The organism is Micromonospora sp. C51, from assembly GCF_018070435.1.
In the GTDB taxonomy this organism is placed as follows: domain Bacteria; phylum Actinomycetota; class Actinomycetes; order Mycobacteriales; family Micromonosporaceae; genus Micromonospora; species Micromonospora sediminimaris.
The window spans coordinates 286,934-303,990 of sequence record NZ_JAGPXQ010000003.1 but is presented as its reverse complement, the minus strand read 5'-3'; the positions used below and the strand labels follow the sequence as shown (position 1 = coordinate 303,990).

The 17,057-nt window shown below is 71.4% G+C and carries 14 protein-coding genes; 3 read left to right on the top strand and 11 right to left on the bottom strand.

Features of this window, described 5'->3' with window-relative positions:
- The first annotated feature begins 31 nt into the window (after positions 1-31).
- Positions 32-1,603, top strand: a complete 1,572-nt coding sequence (locus KBX50_RS06630; protein ID WP_210935506.1) for an alpha/beta hydrolase — start codon at positions 32-34, stop codon at positions 1,601-1,603.
- Between the two features lie 78 nt (positions 1,604-1,681).
- Here KBX50_RS06630 and KBX50_RS06625 read toward each other — a convergent pair whose 3' ends face one another.
- The 6 genes from KBX50_RS06625 to KBX50_RS06600 all read right to left on the bottom strand — a co-directional run bounded on the left by KBX50_RS06625 (position 1,682) and on the right by KBX50_RS06600 (position 9,977).
- Positions 1,682-4,048: a hypothetical protein gene (locus tag KBX50_RS06625; RefSeq protein WP_210935504.1), complete on the bottom strand. Its 2,367-nt coding sequence runs from the start codon at positions 4,046-4,048 to the stop codon at positions 1,682-1,684.
- A complete protein-coding gene (locus KBX50_RS06620) occupies positions 4,041-5,036 on the bottom strand; it encodes a glycosyltransferase family 2 protein (protein WP_210935502.1) in 996 nt (331 codons plus the stop codon). Before KBX50_RS06620 ends, KBX50_RS06625 begins: the two co-directional genes overlap by 8 nt.
- A gap of 151 nt (positions 5,037-5,187) precedes the next feature.
- Positions 5,188-6,576: a hypothetical protein gene (locus KBX50_RS06615; RefSeq protein WP_210935500.1), complete on the bottom strand. Its 1,389-nt coding sequence runs from the start codon at positions 6,574-6,576 to the stop codon at positions 5,188-5,190.
- On the bottom strand, positions 6,573-7,082 hold the full coding sequence (locus KBX50_RS06610) for a SigE family RNA polymerase sigma factor (RefSeq protein WP_210935498.1): 510 nt from the start codon (positions 7,080-7,082) through the stop codon (positions 6,573-6,575). Before KBX50_RS06610 ends, KBX50_RS06615 begins: the two co-directional genes overlap by 4 nt.
- 103 nt (positions 7,083-7,185) lie before the next feature.
- A complete protein-coding gene (locus KBX50_RS06605) occupies positions 7,186-7,845 on the bottom strand; it encodes an FMN-dependent NADH-azoreductase (RefSeq protein ID WP_247673203.1) in 660 nt (219 codons plus the stop codon).
- 158 nt (positions 7,846-8,003) lie between these two features.
- Positions 8,004-9,977, bottom strand: coding sequence for an acyl-CoA dehydrogenase (locus KBX50_RS06600; RefSeq protein WP_210935496.1), 1,974 nt, complete (start codon positions 9,975-9,977; stop codon positions 8,004-8,006).
- 72 nt (positions 9,978-10,049) lie between these two features.
- Here KBX50_RS06600 and KBX50_RS06595 point away from each other — a divergent pair, with 72 nt between their 5' ends.
- Entirely contained in the window at positions 10,050-10,676 is a 627-nt protein-coding gene (locus KBX50_RS06595) for a TetR/AcrR family transcriptional regulator (protein WP_210935494.1), read from the top strand.
- Between the two features lie 18 nt (positions 10,677-10,694).
- Here the strand turns inward: KBX50_RS06595 and KBX50_RS06590 are convergent, their stop codons facing one another.
- From KBX50_RS06590 to KBX50_RS06570, 5 genes are all read right to left on the bottom strand, one after another.
- Positions 10,695-12,764, bottom strand: coding sequence for a UvrD-helicase domain-containing protein (locus KBX50_RS06590; protein WP_210935492.1), 2,070 nt, complete (start codon positions 12,762-12,764; stop codon positions 10,695-10,697).
- Positions 12,765-12,898: 134 nt separating this feature from the next.
- Positions 12,899-13,108 carry a DUF3072 domain-containing protein gene (locus KBX50_RS06585; protein WP_307870866.1) on the bottom strand — a complete coding sequence of 70 codons (210 nt, stop codon included), beginning with the start codon at positions 13,106-13,108 and terminating at the stop codon, positions 12,899-12,901.
- 139 nt (positions 13,109-13,247) lie between these two features.
- Complete coding sequence (locus KBX50_RS06580) at positions 13,248-14,168, bottom strand: SMP-30/gluconolactonase/LRE family protein (RefSeq protein ID WP_210935489.1); 921 nt, start codon at positions 14,166-14,168, stop codon at positions 13,248-13,250.
- Positions 14,165-14,599, bottom strand: a complete 435-nt coding sequence (locus KBX50_RS06575; RefSeq protein ID WP_210935488.1) for an SRPBCC family protein — start codon at positions 14,597-14,599, stop codon at positions 14,165-14,167. Before KBX50_RS06575 ends, KBX50_RS06580 begins: the two co-directional genes overlap by 4 nt.
- Positions 14,600-14,703: 104 nt before the next feature.
- Positions 14,704-15,930, bottom strand: coding sequence for a serine protease (locus KBX50_RS06570; RefSeq protein WP_210935487.1), 1,227 nt, complete (start codon positions 15,928-15,930; stop codon positions 14,704-14,706).
- Between the two features lie 141 nt (positions 15,931-16,071).
- Here KBX50_RS06570 and KBX50_RS06565 point away from each other — a divergent pair, with 141 nt between their 5' ends.
- Positions 16,072-16,935 (top strand): alpha/beta fold hydrolase, encoded by an 864-nt coding sequence (locus tag KBX50_RS06565; protein WP_210935486.1) that lies wholly within the window; start codon positions 16,072-16,074, stop codon positions 16,933-16,935.
- The last annotated feature ends 122 nt before the right edge of the window (positions 16,936-17,057 follow it).

The window sequence follows — 17,057 nt, the reverse complement described above, 5'->3', positions numbered from 1 at the left end:
GAAAGCCGGAAAACGATCTGGGAGAGGGAGCATGCGCAGAAAAATGATCCGGCGATTGCTCGCCGGGGTCACTGTGGGGGTGGTGCTGGCACCGCTCGCCGCGTCGTCCGCGTCCGCGGCCCCGACCGGGGACGTGCAGTGGACGCCGTGTGAGCAGGACGCCAGCGCCCTGTGCGGCACCCTGGAGGTACCGGTCGACTGGGCCGATCCGAACGGGCCGACCATCGAGTTGGCGCTGGCCAAGCGGCCGGCAACGGACCCGACGGTGCGCCGCGGGTCGCTGATCGTGAATCCGGGCGGCCCCGGCGGCTCCGGCGTCGACTCGGCGCTCTGGGCCGCCTACGGCGACGAACTGCGCCGCCATTTCGACATCGTCGGATTCGACCCGCGCGGGGTGGCCCGCAGTTCACCGATCATGTGTACGCTGGACAAGATTAACGATTTGCCGGTCGAGCCGATCAAAACGTCCAGCGCATTTGCCCGGATGGTGTCCGCGAGTCGCGCGTTGGCCGATGACTGTCGCGCCAACAGCGGGCCGGTATTCGACCACGTGGACACGCTACAGGTGATCCAGGACATCGACGCGATACGCGCCGCGGTCGGTGACACCCAGCTGAATTTTCTCGGGATGTCGTATGGCACGCTGATGGCCCAGCAGTACGCGGAAATGTATCCGAGCCGGGTACGCGCCATTGTGGCCGACAGCGTGATGGATCACAGTCAGGACGCGCGTGGTTTCGCCGTCACCCAGGCGGCCACCGGGCAGGATTCGTTCGACGAGTTCGTGGCCGGCTGCGCCCGGTTGCCGCAGTGCGCCCTGTACGGCCGGGACATCCGCCAGTTCTGGCAGCGGCTGCTCGCCCGCGCCGCCCGGGGTGAGCTGCCGGACCCGGACGATCACAGCTACAAGATCACCCAGCGGGATCTGGTCAACTTCGTGTTGGGCAACCTCAACTACCAGCCGTACTGGCTGGAGATCGCCGCCGAGTTGGAGCGGGTCGACGCGGGCCGGCCGTCGGGGACGTCGGCGGCGGCGCGGGAGTCGGCCGAGGAACCGCCGACCGTGGTGGCCTTCGCGTACCAGGCGGTGCTCTGCCAGGACTGGAACCTGAAGGCACCTGATGTCACCCGGTGGCGGTCGATTCTCGCCGATGCGCAGCGCGTCGCGCCGGATCTACCGGACCCGCCCCGGGCGTCGGTCGGCGCGATCTGCCTGGGTTGGCCGACCTCGGTGGACAACCCGCAGCGGCGGATCAACCCGACCAACGATTCGCAACTGCTGCTCGTCAACTCGCTGCACGACCCGGCGACCGGTTACAACTGGGCGCTCGGTGCCGCCGACCAGTTCGCCGACCATGCCGAACTGCTGACCTACGAGGGTTGGGGGCACATCGTGTACGGCCGCGTGAGCTGCGCGGACGAGGCCATCGAGGCGTACCTGATCGATCAGGTGGTGCCGGCGGAGGGTACCCGTTGCGCCGCAGCCCCGCCGCCGGGCACGACGTCGGCCCGTGGTCGGGCGTCGAGCCAGGATTCCGGCCCCGCCGCGCAGCCGCCGGTGCCGCTGCGCAGTGACCCGGCGTTGCCGACCTGGCTGTTCTGACCGATCGGGACGGAGGTGGTCGGTTCGCCGAGGCGAGCCGACCACCTCCGTCGCTACCCGAGCCGGTCGAGTCGCGGGTCAGGGTAGTTCGTGGATGGTGACCGGGCCGGCGGCGTAGCGGACCGGGGCCAGCCGGGCCAGGTCGGTGGAGACCGGTCCGGCGTTGGTGTCGGCGAGTAGCCAGCGCACCCCGTGGGTGTCGCGGAGCCGGGCCAGATCGGCGGGGGTGGGGGCGGTGAACACCCGCTCGTTGAGGGCGAACAGTGCCGGGTCGGGGGCGGGTTGCCGGGGGTAGCGGTATCCGTCGCGGCCGTGGGCGGCGAGGGTGGCGTCGGCGTACGCCCAGCTCTCCACCAGGGCGCGGCGTCCGCCCAGGCCGGTGACCCAGTAGGCGCGGGCGTCGCAGTGCGGTGTGGAGCGCACCGGTCGGCAGTGCACGTTGGTGGCGACCAGGTCGTAGGGGTCGGTGTGATCGTTCAGCCAGAGCGCGGCCCGCATCTCGGTCTCGGACACCACGAGCTGCTGGTTGATGGCGCCGAGCGGGTCCTCGCGGGCGAGCAGGTGTGTCACCGGGATGTCCACTCCGGTGGCGAGGCTGGCACCGAGCAGTGCCGTGACCGCTCCGGCGAGCGCCGACCGGCCGAGCAACGTCGTCCGCGCCGGCCGGCCCCGCCGACGGACCAGGGCGGCGCGGCGGGCGGTGACGGCGGCCCGGGGCCACGTGAGCAGCAGCGCCTCCACCGCGACGGCGAGCAGTGCGGACAGGACGATCAGTGCGGCGTACCGGGCAGCCGACCACCCGAGGGCGGTCATCCAGTCGTCGGCGTTGGCGACGCGTACCGACTCGACGGCTCGCTCCGCCTGGGTCAGCACGGGCGGCGACCCGAGCGGCGGGGCGAGAAGGTGCGTGAGTACGCCGAGGAGACCGGCCGTCACGAGCACCGGCCACCGTACCCGGCTCCGGGCGAGTAGCCAGCCGGCGAGCAGCGCGCCGAACGGGATGACGGGTAGCCAGAAGTAGACCTGACTGGCGGAGGGGTGATAGGTCAGCCAGGCCACGGCGAGACCGGCGGCGACGGCACCGGTGAACAACCAGGCGACCGGATCGCGTCGGGCCGGTGTGGCCAGCAGCAACCCGCCGGCCAGCCGGGGTGTCTGCCGCAGCAGCCACGAGCCGAACAGGGCCGCCGCGAGCAGCCACGCGGCGTTCCCGTCCGCCTCGGCCAGGCCCGGCGGCAGCAGGCCCCCGAACCGGGCGCCCTCTTCCGCGCCGTAGGTCTGCTGGTAGGGCAACAGGTGCCGGATCAGCCCGAGCGGCTGAACCCGCAGGGTGCCCGCGCCGCCACCGGCGAACAACTGGTAGCCGACGGCCATGGCGACGACCAGCGAGGCCAGCAGCGCGAACACCCGCCACGGCACCCGACGACGACGGACCCAGGCGGCCAGCGCGGCGAGACCGAGGCCGGCGATCAGCGGCGGCAGGGCGCTGGACTTGGCGCCCGCGCAGGCCAGGCCGAGCGCCGGGACCAGCACCCAGGCCGGGCCGAGGGCCCGCCCGCGCAGCACCTGGACACAGACGGCGGCGAGCAGCATCAACAGCGGCAGCGCGTACGTCTGAGAAAGGCTGGCGTACGACAGCGCACGGGTCCACGGGATGTCCAGCGGCGAGCCGAAGGTCGGCGAGGCGCCGAGATACCCCGCACCGGCCACCAACGGCCCGACCCACCAGCGTCCGGCCAGCTCGCGGGCCAGTGCGGCGGTGACCAGCGCGGCCACCCAGCCGACCGGCACCACCCACAGGTGCAGCAGCACCGTCGCCGGTGGCACGCCGGTGATCATGCTGGCGCTGGCGATGTGCGCGTCGGACAGATAGTGGTAGCGCAGCGGCTCCCCGGCCAGGTGCGGCAGCTCGAAGGGCATGGTCCGGGTGAGTTCGTGCACCAGCCCGAGGTGGTAGAGCAGGTCTGGGTAGTAGGCGTAGTCGGCCGGGGGCAGCGGCAGCATCCGCCAGCTGGCGTAGCCCCATACGGCGATGAGCAGCAGTACCCCGCAGATCGCCCAGTGCCAGCCCAGCGGCAGTTGTCGACCGGGACCGGTACGCCAGTGCTTCCGCAATCGGGGTACGGCCAGGAAAACGACTACCACCGGCAGCGGCCACCACCGCAACAGGTGCTGGCCGCCGGTGGCGGCGGCGACCGCCCAGGCGGCGAGTTCGAGCAGCAGGCCGGTGGCCGCGCCGTAGCCGAGATCCTCGGGCAGGTTACCCCGGCTGCCGCGTAGCGCACGGTGCACCAGGGTTCCCGGCAGCACCACCGCCAACGCCCAGTACGCCACGAACGCTAAGACGTCGGCGACCGGTACCCCGCCGTGCCACCAGCCGACCGGCACTACGGTGAGTACCGCCAGCCAGGGCAGCAGTGCGGCGAATCGACGCAGCTCAGCCACGGAGAGCAGCGACCGGCTGGCCGTTGGCCGCCTGATGCTCCGACGTGGTGGGCGGGTCGTCGGCGGTGTCCGAGCCGATGTGGAAGGCGGGTCGGTTCTGCACGGCGGCGTAGATCCGGCCGACGTACTCGCCGAGCAGGCCCAGGCAGACCAGCTGCACCCCGCCGAGCAGCAGCACCGCCACGAACAGCGAGGTCCAGCCGGGGATGGTCACCCCGCGCAGGTGCCCGACGACGCCAAAGGCGATCAGCGCCAGGCAGGCCAGGAAGCTACCCGCGCCGAGCCAGGTGGCCAGCCGCAGCGGAGCAGCGGAGAAGTTGGCGACGCTGTCCCAGGCCAGCGCGACCATGCGCGGCAGCGGGTACTTCGTCTGCCCGGCGTGCCGGGCCTCGCGTACGTAGCGGACCTCGGCGCTGGGAAACCCGAGGGCCGGGATGAGCAGCCGGTAGACCGGGTTCTGCTCCGGCAGCCGGCGCAGCGTCTGCACCACCTCCCGGCTGACCATTCGGAAGTCGCCCGCCTGAGCCGGCACCTCGGCCCCGACGATCCGCCGCATCAGCCGGTAGTAGGCCCGGGCGGTGTGCCGCTTGAAGACCGTGTCGGTGCTGCGGTCGGCGCGTACCCCGTACACCACTGCGGCACCGGCCCGAGCCAGCCGCAGCATCTCGGCGATGGTCTCCGGCGGGTCCTGGAGGTCGGCGTCGAGGCTGACCACCCACCGGCCGCGCGCCCGGTGCAGGCCGGCGGTCAGCGCCGCCTGATGGCCGCTGTTGCGACGCAGCCGCACGATCCGTAGCTGTGGCCAGTCCCGCGCCTGCGCGGTGAGCAGCGTGACCGTGGCGTCCCGACTGCCGTCGTCGACGGCCACCACCTCGTAGTCGACGTGCAGACCGTCCAGCACCGGGCGGAGCCGGGCGACGAGGCCGGCTATCACCGCTTCCTCGTTGTACATCGGAATGACCACGGAGAGCGTCGTCTCTCCGGTCATGTCGGATCGCATCGTCTGCCGGCCCCGTCCCACGCAGAGTCCACCTCAGAGCATCCGCGCAACGTGCGCAGGCGGTCACCCTGCCGTGACGAGTTGACGCCTGCCTGGCGCTGGCGTGAACGGCCACTGAATGCCGGTCAGCGCTCCAGCGTCACCGGGCCCCGGCTGACCGTCGCACCCGGCGGTTCTCCCACCAGAGCGTGAGCTGTTCCCGGCGCCGGTAGGCCGCCACCGCGCTTACCGCCAGCACGATCCCGGCGGTCCAGATCCAGAACCGGCCGCCGACGCCGCGCGGTGGGTCGGCGACGCGGGTCTGACCGGCCCGGATCACCTCGTCGGCGATGTCGATGGAGACCACCTGCCGGGGTGCGGTGAGCAGGGTGGTCGGTGGCTGGCCGTCCGGTGGCAGCGACAGCACCTCGATGCTCCCGATGTGGCCGTACTCCGGGCGGTCATCGTTGGGGAAGGGGCGGGTGAAGTCCGGTGAGTCGGGCGGATGGGGCAGGTAGGACACCACCCAGGGCACCCCGGTCGCCGTCCAGCCCAGGAGTTGGATGCCGACCACGTCGTCGACGCCGGCTGTTCCCAACGCCCCGAGGTCCCGTCCCGTGGCCGGCTCGATCCGGCGCAGCGTCCACCTCGCGTCATCGCGCCGCGCCACGGTGAGCCACCGCCCGTCCGGCGTCCAGGCCCCCTTGCCGGCCAGCTCGGTACCGGGCGCGAGTGGAAACGAGGCGATCACGCTACCGTCGGTGTGCGCGACCGTGACCACGTGCCCGGTCTGCCAGGCGAGACGGTCCCCGCCGGGCGCGAAGGCGACGACCACGCCGGGCACGCTGCCGGATGGCGCCTCGGCCAGCCGGACCGAGCTGCCGTCGTCCAGCCGGATCAGGCTGAGCAGTCGCCGGTGATCACTACGATCGGGGTGGGTCGGCACCGAGTCACGGACCACCAGGGACTTCCCGTCCGGCGACCAGCCGGCCGGTTCCGTGCCGACCGTCCCGGAAACACCGCTGCGCAGCTGACGGGTCGCGCCGGTGACCAGGTCGATGATCTCCACTCGGGGATCGCCTCGCTGCGGGTCGTGGGCGATCCACCGTCCCTGCGGGGAGAGCACCACGTCCGTGCCGGCGGTCATCTCCCAGCCGCTGCGGACTGTCCGGTAGGCATCCGTGTCGCCGTCCACCACGGTGACGAGACTGCACTCGTCGTCGTACGTCAGGCGTCCGGCCTCGCCGGTGAAGATCACCGAGGCGGGACCGGTCCGGGGTCGGTCCGTGGCGTGCAGGCTCCCGAGGGGCGGCAGGCCGATCCGGTCCGGCAACGCCCCCGACGCGGCCCGACCGGCCGGATCCGCCGGCGGCGTGCGGGTCGCCGGGACAGCGAGCCCGCCGAGCACCACGAGCGCGAGCGCGGCGGCCACCGCGGTGGCCCGACGCCGCCGCGTGCGACGCGCCGTCGCCAGCGCCCGCTGCTCCACCTGGTACGCGGGAACCTGCGCCGCGGTGTCGTGCAGCGCCTCACGCAGCCGGGCGGTCATCGCGCGCTCCTCTCCGGCACCGGGTCGATCAGTTCCGGGGCCACCGCGCGAAGCCGCACCAGCGCGTCGTGCCCGTGCCGCTTCACCGTCCCGACGGAGCAGCCGAGTGTGGCGGCCACCTGCGCCTCGGTCAGGTCCTCGTAGAAGCGCAGCACGACCACGGCCCGCTGCCTGGGGGTGAGCTGCCGTAACGCGGCGGCCAGCGTCACCCGCAGGGTGGCGGCGTCGCTGGGGTCCGGGTGACTGGCCTGCGCGGGCGCCGGGTCGGCCTCCAGCCGTTCGGTGAACCGACGCCGCCGCCACCAGGAGACCTGCTGGTGGTACATGACCCGGCGCACGTACGCCTCCGGGTCACCGTCGCGGATCCGCCGCCAGTGCCGGTACGTCCGCGCGAGTGCGCTCTGGAGGAGATCCTCGGCCAGTTGGTGGTCGCCGGTGAGCAGGTAGGCGGTCCGGGACAGCGCCGGTGAACGGTGCACCACGAACTCGTGGAACGTCTGGCTCATCGCCACCCCCTCGCCAGAAGTAAACGCCTCCGGCCGGGCGGATGGTTGAGGGCGAGGTGGAACCGGCGCGGGGCGTGCCGCGCCGGTCTGCCTCACCCGCCCCTCAGACCGGGACCGGCAGGCCGCCGAGCGCGCGGCCGGCCTCCCGAGCGGCCTTCAGGGCCTCGGCGTGCATCTGCGCGGCCTGGTCGGTGAACGAGTCAAGGGCGGGGTTGACGCCGACGAGGGTGAACTCGCGTTCGATGACGGTGAGGTCGGCACCCCAGCAGTCGGCGAGGATGCGGCGCAGGTACGGCGTCGCGTGGTCCCAACCCTCCCGGGGCGTGCCACCGCCGTACGCCCCGCCACGCACCGTCGCGAGCACGACCCGCTTGCCCGCCAGGAACGGCTGGGCGAACGCTCGCTGGTCGGTGCTCACCAGGTCGACGTACGCCTTGAAGTGCTGTGAGACGCCGTAGTTGTAGAGCGGCACGGCGAACAGGATGGCGTCGGCGGCGAGCAGCTCGTCCACAAGCGTCGCGGCGAGGGCGACGGCCTCGCGCTGCTCGGTGGTGTGCTCCTCCGGCGCGGTCGTCCCAGCGGTGACCGCTGCGGCCCAGGCGGTCGCGGGCAGGGGGTCGACGCCGAGGTGGCGACGTTCGATCGTGTCGTCGGGGCGCGCGGCGAGCCACTCCGCCTCGACGATGTCCGCGATCTCGCGGCTCGCCGAGCCGTGGGTGCGGATGCTGGCATCCAGTCGGAACAGGGTCACGACAACTCCCATGAGTCTGAGGTTCAAGCTTGAATCCGACGATAGCCGGACTCGGTTCAAGCTTGAACCAAATAGGAGATGTCTCACCTTGATGTGGGCCTGCCGCCAGAGCGGCAGACCCACGTGGCGCAGACCGCCTGCCCGTCGCGCGGACCCCGCGCGGCCGGGTGCTAGGCGGAGGCGGTGTCGTGGGCGGTCATCGTCTCCTGGCGACCGGGTTCCTCCCTCAGAATGGCCGCGTGCAGCCAGATGTCCGGGATGGCGAATCCGTCCACCAGTGTCCGCATCTGTGGGCGCAGCTCCTTGAGCAGGCCGTTCACCACAGCGGTGATCGCCTTCGAGCGGGCCGGTGTGAGCCGACCGTGCTCCAGCAGCCACCCCTTGTGGGCCTCGATGACGCTGAGGGCGTACAGGTCGCAGACGCGGGAGAGCAGCGCCCGGACCGCCGGGTCCGCCGTGTCCTCGATGCCGGCGACGAACGCCTCCAGGGTGATCCGGTCGATGTGCGCGGCGGCGGCGGTGAGGACGTGGTCCTGGACATCGTTGAAGATGTCGAACGGGCGGTCCTGCTTGCTGGAAGCGCCGTTACGCAAGCGGCGGATCGCCCCTTCGAGCAGATGCTTCTCGCGGTCGTCGAAGATCTTCAGCTGCCAGCCCCGGTCGGTGACGGCGACCTCCTCGTCGCGGCCCGGCACGGCGCTGATCAGCTGCTGGATCAGCGACCGTGCGGCGGAGCGTTCGAGCACCATCTCCCGGACCTGCTCGGCGACGAAGGAGGCGCGACCCCAGCCGTCCAGCGAGCCGAACTCGTCCCGGTAGCCGGTCAGCAGCCCCTTGGCGACCAGTTGCAGCAGGACCGTGTTGTCGCCCTCGAAGGTGGTGAAGACGTCGGTGTCGGCCCGTAGCCCCGGCAACCGGTTCTCGGCCAGGTAACCGGCGCCGCCACACGCCTCGCGGCACAGCTGGATGGTGCGGGCGGCGTGCCAGGTCTGTGCGGCCTTGAGCCCGGCGGCGCGGGATTCCAGCTCCCGCTGCCGGCGCTCGTCGACCGGGCCGTCGCCGCCCTGCACCTCGTGCACCGCGGCGACCAGTTCGGCCTGGGCGAAGTGCAGCGCGTACGAGGTGGCCAGGGCGGGTAGCAGCTTGCGCTGGTGGGCCAGGTAGTCGTTGAGCAGCACCTCCCGCTCCGCGTCAGGGGTACTGAACTGGCGGCGGATGTCGCCGTAGCGGACCGCGATGGTCAACGCCGACTTGGTGGCCGACGACGCGGCGCCACCCACGCTGACCCGGCCCCGGACCAGGGTGCCCAGCATGGTGAAGAAGCGTCGGGAGTCGTTCTCGATCGGGCTGGAGTAGGTGCCGTCCTCGGCGACCTGGCCGTACCGGTCTAGCAGCATGTCGCGGGGCACCGTCACGTGGTCGAAGCTGAGTCGCCCGTTGTCCACGCCGAGCAGGCCGGCCTTGGCCCCCGCGTCGCCGATGGTCACGCCGGGCAGCGGGTTGCCCCGCTCGTCGCGGATCGGCACCAGCCACGCGTGCACGCCGTGCCGCCGCCCGTTGGTGACCAGCTGCGCGAAGACCACCGCCATCCGCCCGTCCCGGGCCGCGTTGCCGATGTAGTCCTTGCGGGCCGCCTCGTGCGGGGTGTGCAGGTCGAAGGTCTGCGTCCGGGGGTCGTACGTGCAGGTGGTGCGCAGCTGCTGGACGTCGGAGCCGTGTCCGGTCTCGGTCATCGCGAAGCAGCCCAGGATCCGGCCGGAGATGATGTCCCGAAGGTAGGCGTCGTGGTGACGCCGGGTGCCCAGAGCCGCGACCGCGCCGCCGAACAGGCCCCACTGCACGCCGGCCTTGACCATCAGCGAGAGGTCGACCTGCGCGAGCATCTCGGTGGCGATGATCGAGCCGCCGACGTCGGATCCGCCGCCGTACTGGGTGGGAAAGGCCGACGCGATACCCAGCTTGACGGGCAGCTCGCCGAGCAGTCGGGTGATCCGCTCACGCGCCTGGTCGCCGGTCTCGCCGTACACCGGGAGGAAGCGTTCGTCGAGATGCCGACGGTGCGCGTTGCGGACCTCGGCCCACGGTCCGTCGAGCACCTGCTGAAGGCGGGCGAGGTCGACGGGGCCGGGCGCTTGACTGGGCATGGCTACCTCGCAGGATGCTGGTTGGGTACAGCTCGTACCCAACCAAGGCTACCGACCCGCTACAGTGATCGGGTGGGTAACGCGGCGGTGAAACGGGACACCATCGCCGCCCGCCGTGCCGGCGGCATTCCGCAGGAGCGGGCCCGGCGACGGCAGGCGATCGTGGAGGCCGCGGTCCGCGTCATCGAGGACCACGGCACCGACATCGGGCTGGGCACGGTGGCCGACCGGGCCGGGCTGCCCAGACCGCACGTCTACCGCCATTTCGCCAGCAAGGACGACCTCGACCAGGCCGTCGCCCGGCACGCCGCCCGCCTGGTGAGCGCCTGGATCCGTCCGTCGCTGACCGCCTCGGGCACCCCGCCGGAGGTGGTGCACGGCATCGTCGGCCAGGTGCTGAGCTGGGCGGTGGCCCACCCCAACCTCTACCGGTTCCGGGCCCGTCTCGGCACCGCGTACGCCGTTCCCGAAATCACCGAAGCCGCCGTCGCCAACCTGCGTGCCGCCGGGTACGCGGCGCACCTGCCCGCGTACGTGGTGGCCAGCGTCGTGGGCATGGTCGACGCCGGCATCATCTGGTGGTTCGACCATCGGGACGAGGTCGGGCCGGAGCAGCTCAACGACTGGCTCGCCACCCAGGTCTGGCGGGTCGTCGCCGAGGCGGTCCAGCGACCACCGGCGGCGTCGGACGACGGGTGACCGACGCCGACCGGGCGCTCACGACCGGAGCGCCTCCGGCAGTGGCCTGGTGTGCAGGATGACCAGTTCGGCGACGGCCCGGGTCAGGGCGACGTAGAGCCGGTTCATGCCGCGAGGCTCGGCGGCGACGATGTCGGCGGGCTCCACCAACACCACCCGGTCGTACTCCAGCCCCTTGACCTGGCTGACCGGGATCGCCCCCAGTGCGTCGGCGATCGCGTCCGGAGCGATGATCGCACCGGTTTCCTGCGCGAGGGCCGCCCGCAGGTCGTCCACCTGACGGATCGTGAGGGTGCCGCCGGGTCGGAAGGAGCGGGTCGGCGCGATCCCGGGCGCCAGCGCCCGGGCGGCGAAGTCGGCGATGACCTGCGGCACCCGATAGCCGGTGGGTAGATCGAGCATCCGGACCTCGCGTCTGCTCAGCTGCTTCACCAGCTCCGGCCAGCTCCGGGCGGCCAGCGGATGGGTCGCCTGACCGAGGTCGCCCACGATCGTCATCGAGGCGTGGGCGGCTCGGCGGGCGATCATCCGACACTCCATCGGCGACAGATCCTGGGCCTCGTCGAGGATGACGTGCAGGTACACGTCCTCGACGGGCTCGGTGGGCACGGCCACCGGCAGCGGCTCGGCCAGTTCCGGCACCTGGCCCTCCTCGCCGTACGGGTCGAAGCCGTCCGCCCAGCCCACCACCGTGTGGCCCTCACGCAGGATGATCGCCGCCGCCCAGCGCTGCGCCGCCCAGACGTTGCCGCTGTCCAGGGACTGGCCGGAGACGGCGATCGGGGTGGCCAGTCCGGGTGCGAAGAGCTGCCAACCGTCGTTGAGGCTCAGGCTGAGCACGAAGGTCTCCGCCAGCCGGGGACCGCTGCTCAGCTCCCGCACCTGCCACTCGCTCCTCGTCGGCGCCGTGGTGACCGGTGGGCCCAGGATCTCGGCGAGCTCGTCGAGCAGTGGGACGTCGTCCACCGACCACTGCCCGTGCTGCGCGGGCAGCACGTCCTGCGGGGTCAGCATCGGCCACCAGGCGTTCAGGAAGGCGTCCGGGATCTCCCTGCCGCCGAGCAGGTCCGAGAGCACCTGCGCCGCCTCGGCGCGGGCGAGGTTGGGCTTGATGCCCCGAGCCTCGCACCGTCGACGCACCTCCAGCCGGGCCTTCGCCAGGTCGTCGGCGTCGAGCCTGCCCAACCGTTGGGGCGCGTTCGGCGGAGTGTCCCAGGCCAGTTCGGTGAGCACCCGTACCATCTTCAGGTCGCCCTTGGACCTGGCGACCTCGGCGCGGTCACGCCGGGTCGCCACCACACCGTCGAACAGCTCGCCGATCGCCCGCAGGTGGACGCTGTCCTCACCGAGACCGGGCAGCACCCGGCCGATGTACTCGGTGAACACGGTCGACGGACCGACCACCAGCACCCGGCCGTCGGCGAACTTCCCCCGGTCGGTGTAGAGCAGATAGGCGGCACGGTGCAGGGCGACCTGGGTCTTGCCGGTGCCGGGGCCGCCGGTGATGACGGTGACGCCGTGCGCCGGTGCGCGGATCGCCTCGTCCTGCTCGCGCTGGATGGTGCTGACGATGTCGCGCATGTGCGGACCGCGTTCCCGGCTGAGCGACGCGAGCAGGGCACCCTCGCCCACCACACCGTCGACCTCGCCGCCGGACAGCACCTCGTCGTCCACGCCGACGACCGTGGGGCCTTCGCAGCTGATGATCCGACGGCGGACCACGCCCAGTGGCTCACCGGGGGTGGCCCGGTAGAACGGCGCGGCGGCCGGCGCACGCCAGTCGACCACCAGCGGCTCCCGGTTCTCGTCCCGTACGCCCAGCCGGCCGATGCGGTAGGTGTCGCCGTCGTCGAAGTCCAGCCGGCCGAAGACCAGGCCCTCCTCCTGACCAGCCAGATCGGAGAGTCTGGCCGCCGCGCTCAGCACCATCGCGTCGCGCTCGACCAGCCCGGTCAGCGGGCCGGCCGAGGCGCGACCGCGACCCTCGGACTCCAGTTCCCTCGCCTGCGTACGCATGACCTCCAGTCGCTCGTACACCCTGTCGACCACCTGCTGCTCGATGGCGAGCTGCCGCACTGTTTCGGACACACCGCTCCCTGGTCTGCCAGAGGCTGCTGCACGGGGACTGGTCGAGAATATGTACCGGCCAGAACCGTAAAATCGGCATCCAGGGTGATTCGCACGACTTGACCCGTCGATAAGATGGAGGTGGCCTCAGGGGATCAGCCCTGGACACCCCGCCCGGTCTGCTGCTGCAACCGGTCGATCAGCTTCGCCGCCTCGGCCTTGCTGATGCCGTCCGGCACGCTCTCGCCCGCCTCGCGGGCCAGGGTCCGCAGATACGACTCCTGCGCCGCCGTCGTCGGCTCGTCGCCGGTCACCCACTCGTCCGGGTCCTTCACCGCGGCCTGCGGATCATGCTTTTCGCTCATCATGTCGGCACCCTTTCTCTCGAACAGGTGTGCCATACCCGGGCCGTTGGTCACCCAACCCTCCCGGCCTGCCCGGGCCCCGCCGGCAGCGGACCGGTGGCTGGTGTTCGGGTGGTCCGACCAGCGGTCGTCGGTGTGCCTACCCGGTGGCCGGGCCGGTCGTCGGGCCTGCGCCGGTGACGTTGAGGGCGAGCGAGTAGACCGAGGTGGTGGCCGTCACGAACAGCACATTGCGCTTAGGGCCACCGAAGGTGAGGTTCGAGCAGATCTCGGGCAGCCGGAGCTTGCCGAGCAGGGTGCCGTCCTGGTCGAAGCAGTGCAGCCCGTCGTGGGCGGCGACCCACAGCCGGCCCTCCCGGTCGAGTCGGATCCCGTCGAACGACCCGGCGTCGCATTCGGCCAGCACGCCACGGTCCCGCAGCGTCCCGTCGGGGCCCACGTCGAAGTGGCGCAGGTGCCGACGTCGGGTGTCGGCGATGAACAGCCGACGCTCGTCGGCCGAGAAGGCGAGACCGTTGGGACGCAGGAAGTCGTCGGCGACCCGTTCCACCCGGCCGTCGGGCGAGCAGCGGTAGACGTGGCAGCCGTCCAGCTCCGGATCCGCCCGGTGCCCCTCGTAGTCGCTGTCGATGCCGTAGCTCGGGTCGGTGAACCACAACGAGCCGTCGCTGGTCTCCACGACGTCGTTCGGGCTGTTGAGCCGCTTGCCCTGCCAACGGTCCGCCACCACGGTCAGCGACCCGTCGGGCTCGGTCCGGGTGACCCGGCGGTGGCCCTGCTCGCACGTCACGACGCGGCCGAGGCGGTCGATCGTCCGGCCGTTGGCGTAGCCGGCGGGCGTCTGGAAGACGTCGCACCGCCCGGTGATCTCGTCCCACCGCAGCACCCGGTCGTTCGGGATGTCACTGAACAGCAGGCAGCGCCACGCGGGGGAGTACGCCGGCCCCTCCAGCCAACGCCCGCCGTCGAACAGCCGCTGCGCCATGTGGTCACCGCTCACCGTCCGGAACCGCTCGTCCAGGACCTCCCAGCGGGTGGGTATGCGCTCGACCGGATTCATCGGGCACCTCCGTTGCCTGCGGCGAGCCTGGCGAAGGCCGTCGCCTCCTGCGTGAGGAGCCGCTGGGTCCGCTTGCCGTACAGCAGCTCCACCAGGCGGGCGACCGGACCAGCCCAGTCGATGCTCAGCCGCAGGCGGGTGGCGGAGCCTTCCGGCAGCAGCTCGTGGCTCGCCCTGGTCCGGACACCCGGCGTACGGGCCACCCAGGTGAAGCCGGCCCCGGGCCGCCAGTCGGTGATCTCGTACGTGGCGGCGCTCAGCCCCGGCTGGCGGATCCGGAAGCGGCTGCCGACCGCCACCGGCCCGGCGTCGTCGATCCGCCTGATCTCGTCGATGGTAGGCAGCAACTCGGCCCAGCGGTCGACGTCGCTCACTGTCCGCCAGACGGTGGCGACCTCGGCGTCCACGTGCTGTTCGACGGCAATCGTCATGTACCGGATGGTACGGCGGCCTCGGGTGCGCGGCCCACGAGGGTTGGTGTGACCGGTGGCGGCCCGGGGGCGCGTGGTCCGCCACCGGGCCGCCACGGCTGTGGTCAGCCGTTGTCGATCAGACTCGCGATCTCGCTGTAGATGAGGTGCGCCTTGGCGCCCTGGTTGGACGGACAACCGCCGAGGTGGTGCAGGGCGATCACCCGGTGGCTGCTGTTCAGCACCGGTGAGCCCGAGTTGCCACCGGAGGTGTCGCAGCTGTAGCTGATGTTCCAGGTGTTGTAGTTGGCGTTGCGGACGGTGCAGCGCGCGCCGTTCTGGGCGTTCTCGAAGATGGACAGCCGCTTCGGGCTGCCGTCACCGTGCCCCGGGATGTACATCTGCGTCCCGGTGGTGGTGGCGGAGGTCGCCAGGTAGAGCGTGCCGAAGCCCTGGATGGCGGCGAAGTTGTTCACCGAGAACAGGGCGTAGTCGAGCTGGCTGGAGCCCCCACTGCTCACCCGGTAGAGCGTGGCACCACTGACCTTGGTGCCCGGCCCGGGGTTCGCCCCACCGCAGGTGGCGCACTGGTAGTTGAACTGCATCTCGCTTCCGCTGACCGCGGCCTGGGTCGAGAAGCAGTGTTTGTTGGTCAACATGCGGTTGGTGTTGCCGACCCGCCAGGTGGTGCACATTCCGCCGCCGCTGATCAGCAGCCGGGCCACCGCGTTGCCGCGCGCGTACTCGGTGGGGTGGCTGCTCTGGTAGCAGACCACGTCGCGGCGGGCGTCGGTGCTGCACACCGATTGGATGGAGAAGTTGTACTGGCTGATCTCCGTGCGGTCGTAGCCGCGCCAGAACCGGTCGATGATCGCGGCGCTGCCCCGGGAGGAGCGGTTGCTGTGCAAGGTCACCACCGCCGTGTCGCCGTCCACCGACATCGCCCAGAAGCCCGGCCGCCCGTCGGTGGTGTAGTCCGCGCCGGTCGCCCGGTTCAGGTGTCGGTCGTACCGGTAGCTTTCCCGGCCGTCCGGGCTCGACACGGTGACGTACTCCCCGGGAGCCAGCCGCAGCGAGCTGAAGTGCACCTTGATGTACGTGGCGCCGGGGTGCTGAATGATCTGGGTCCGGCCGGCGCGGGCGTACGACAACGAACCGTCGACGGTGCGCAGCTCACCGACGGTCGTCACACCCTCGGCCGAGAACTGGTCCGACTCGGGCGCCCGGTCGGAAAGGGGCGTGATCGGCTGCACCGGATATGCCGCGGCCGGGGCCGACAGCAGGGACAGGCCGAGTGTGCAGGCGGCGAGTGTGACGGTCGCGGTGCGTAGGCGGCGCAGGGCAGGTTTCATCGTCGCTCCTCCCAGGAAGCGGAACCTGAACGATTCCTAAGCCTTCATACATGACAGCCATCGATGCATGCAAGATATTCGATGTAACATCGTCGCGTACCCGCCTGTTGGGGCGGCGGCCGACGTGGGTACTGGTCGCGTATGTTCGACGGATTCACCGACGAGCGGGTCGATGTGGGAGAGGTGGAACTCCGGGTCCGGCACGCCGGGCATGGGCCTGCCGTGCTGCTCGTGCACGGGCATCCACGTACCGGATCGACCTGGCATCGGGTCGCCCCGCGGCTGGTGGACCACGGGTTCACCGTGGTCTGTCCCGACATGCGGGGCTACGGGCAGTCCGGCAAGGCGCGAATTCTGCCGGACCACTCCCAGCAGTCCAAGCGCGTGGTGGCGACGGACCTGGTCCGACTCATGCGTACGCTCGGTCACGCGACGTTCGCCCCGGTCGGGCACGATCGCGGGTGCTACGTGGCACTACGCCTGACCCTGGACCATCCCGACACCGTCAGTCGGCTGGTGGTCATCGACGGAGTGCCCATCAGCGAGGCCCTTGCCAGGTGCGACGCGACGTTCGCCCGGAGTTGGTACCACTGGTTCTTCTTCGCCCAGCCGGACAAGCCCGAGCGGGCCATCGGTGCCGATCCCGACGCCTGGTACGCGGAGAAGGCGCGGCCGGAGCGCATGGGAGTCGACAACCACCGGGAGTTCCGGCAGGCCATCCACGACCCGGCGACCGTGCGGGCGATGCTGGAGGACTACCGCGCCGGCCTCGGGGTCGACCGGGCGCACGAGGAGGCCGACCGGCGAGCCGGTCGCACGGTCCGGTGCCCGACCCTGCTGCTCTGGTCGACCCGCGACGACATGGAGGAGCTGTACGGCGACCCGCTCGCCGTCTGGCGTCCCTGGGTCGACGACCTGCGTGGCCACCCGATCGAGTCCGGACACCACGTCGCCGAGGAGAACCCGGACGACCTGACCGCCGCGCTGCACCGCTTTCTCGCCTGACCGTCTCGCGGGGTCCGGGTCACCGCAGACCGACGGTCGGGGGCTGGTGCGGGAGCGTCGGTATGGGTCACCCTGACTGTCACGCTTGATCCATCGATATCCATCACCACCTCACCTGGTCC

What these genes read in the sequence shown, in the direction of transcription:
- KBX50_RS06580 (WP_210935489.1), bottom strand. Translation starts at nt 14,168, where the DNA reads ATGAATCCGGTCGAGCGCATACCCACCCGCTGGGAGGTCCTGGACGAG.
- KBX50_RS06585 (WP_307870866.1), bottom strand. Translation starts at nt 13,108, where the DNA reads ATGAGCGAAAAGCATGATCCGCAGGCCGCGGTGAAGGACCCGGACGAG.
- KBX50_RS06630 (WP_210935506.1), top strand. Translation starts at nt 32, where the DNA reads ATGCGCAGAAAAATGATCCGGCGATTGCTCGCCGGGGTCACTGTGGGG.
- KBX50_RS06605 (WP_247673203.1), bottom strand. Translation starts at nt 7,845, where the DNA reads ATGGGAGTTGTCGTGACCCTGTTCCGACTGGATGCCAGCATCCGCACC.
- KBX50_RS06600 (WP_210935496.1), bottom strand. Translation starts at nt 9,977, where the DNA reads ATGCCCAGTCAAGCGCCCGGCCCCGTCGACCTCGCCCGCCTTCAGCAG.
- KBX50_RS06570 (WP_210935487.1), bottom strand. Translation starts at nt 15,930, where the DNA reads ATGAAACCTGCCCTGCGCCGCCTACGCACCGCGACCGTCACACTCGCC.
- KBX50_RS06620 (WP_210935502.1), bottom strand. Translation starts at nt 5,036, where the DNA reads ATGACCGGAGAGACGACGCTCTCCGTGGTCATTCCGATGTACAACGAG.
- KBX50_RS06610 (WP_210935498.1), bottom strand. Translation starts at nt 7,082, where the DNA reads ATGAGCCAGACGTTCCACGAGTTCGTGGTGCACCGTTCACCGGCGCTG.
- KBX50_RS06615 (WP_210935500.1), bottom strand. Translation starts at nt 6,576, where the DNA reads ATGACCGCCCGGCTGCGTGAGGCGCTGCACGACACCGCGGCGCAGGTT.
- KBX50_RS06565 (WP_210935486.1), top strand. Translation starts at nt 16,072, where the DNA reads ATGTTCGACGGATTCACCGACGAGCGGGTCGATGTGGGAGAGGTGGAA.
- KBX50_RS06575 (WP_210935488.1), bottom strand. Translation starts at nt 14,599, where the DNA reads ATGACGATTGCCGTCGAACAGCACGTGGACGCCGAGGTCGCCACCGTC.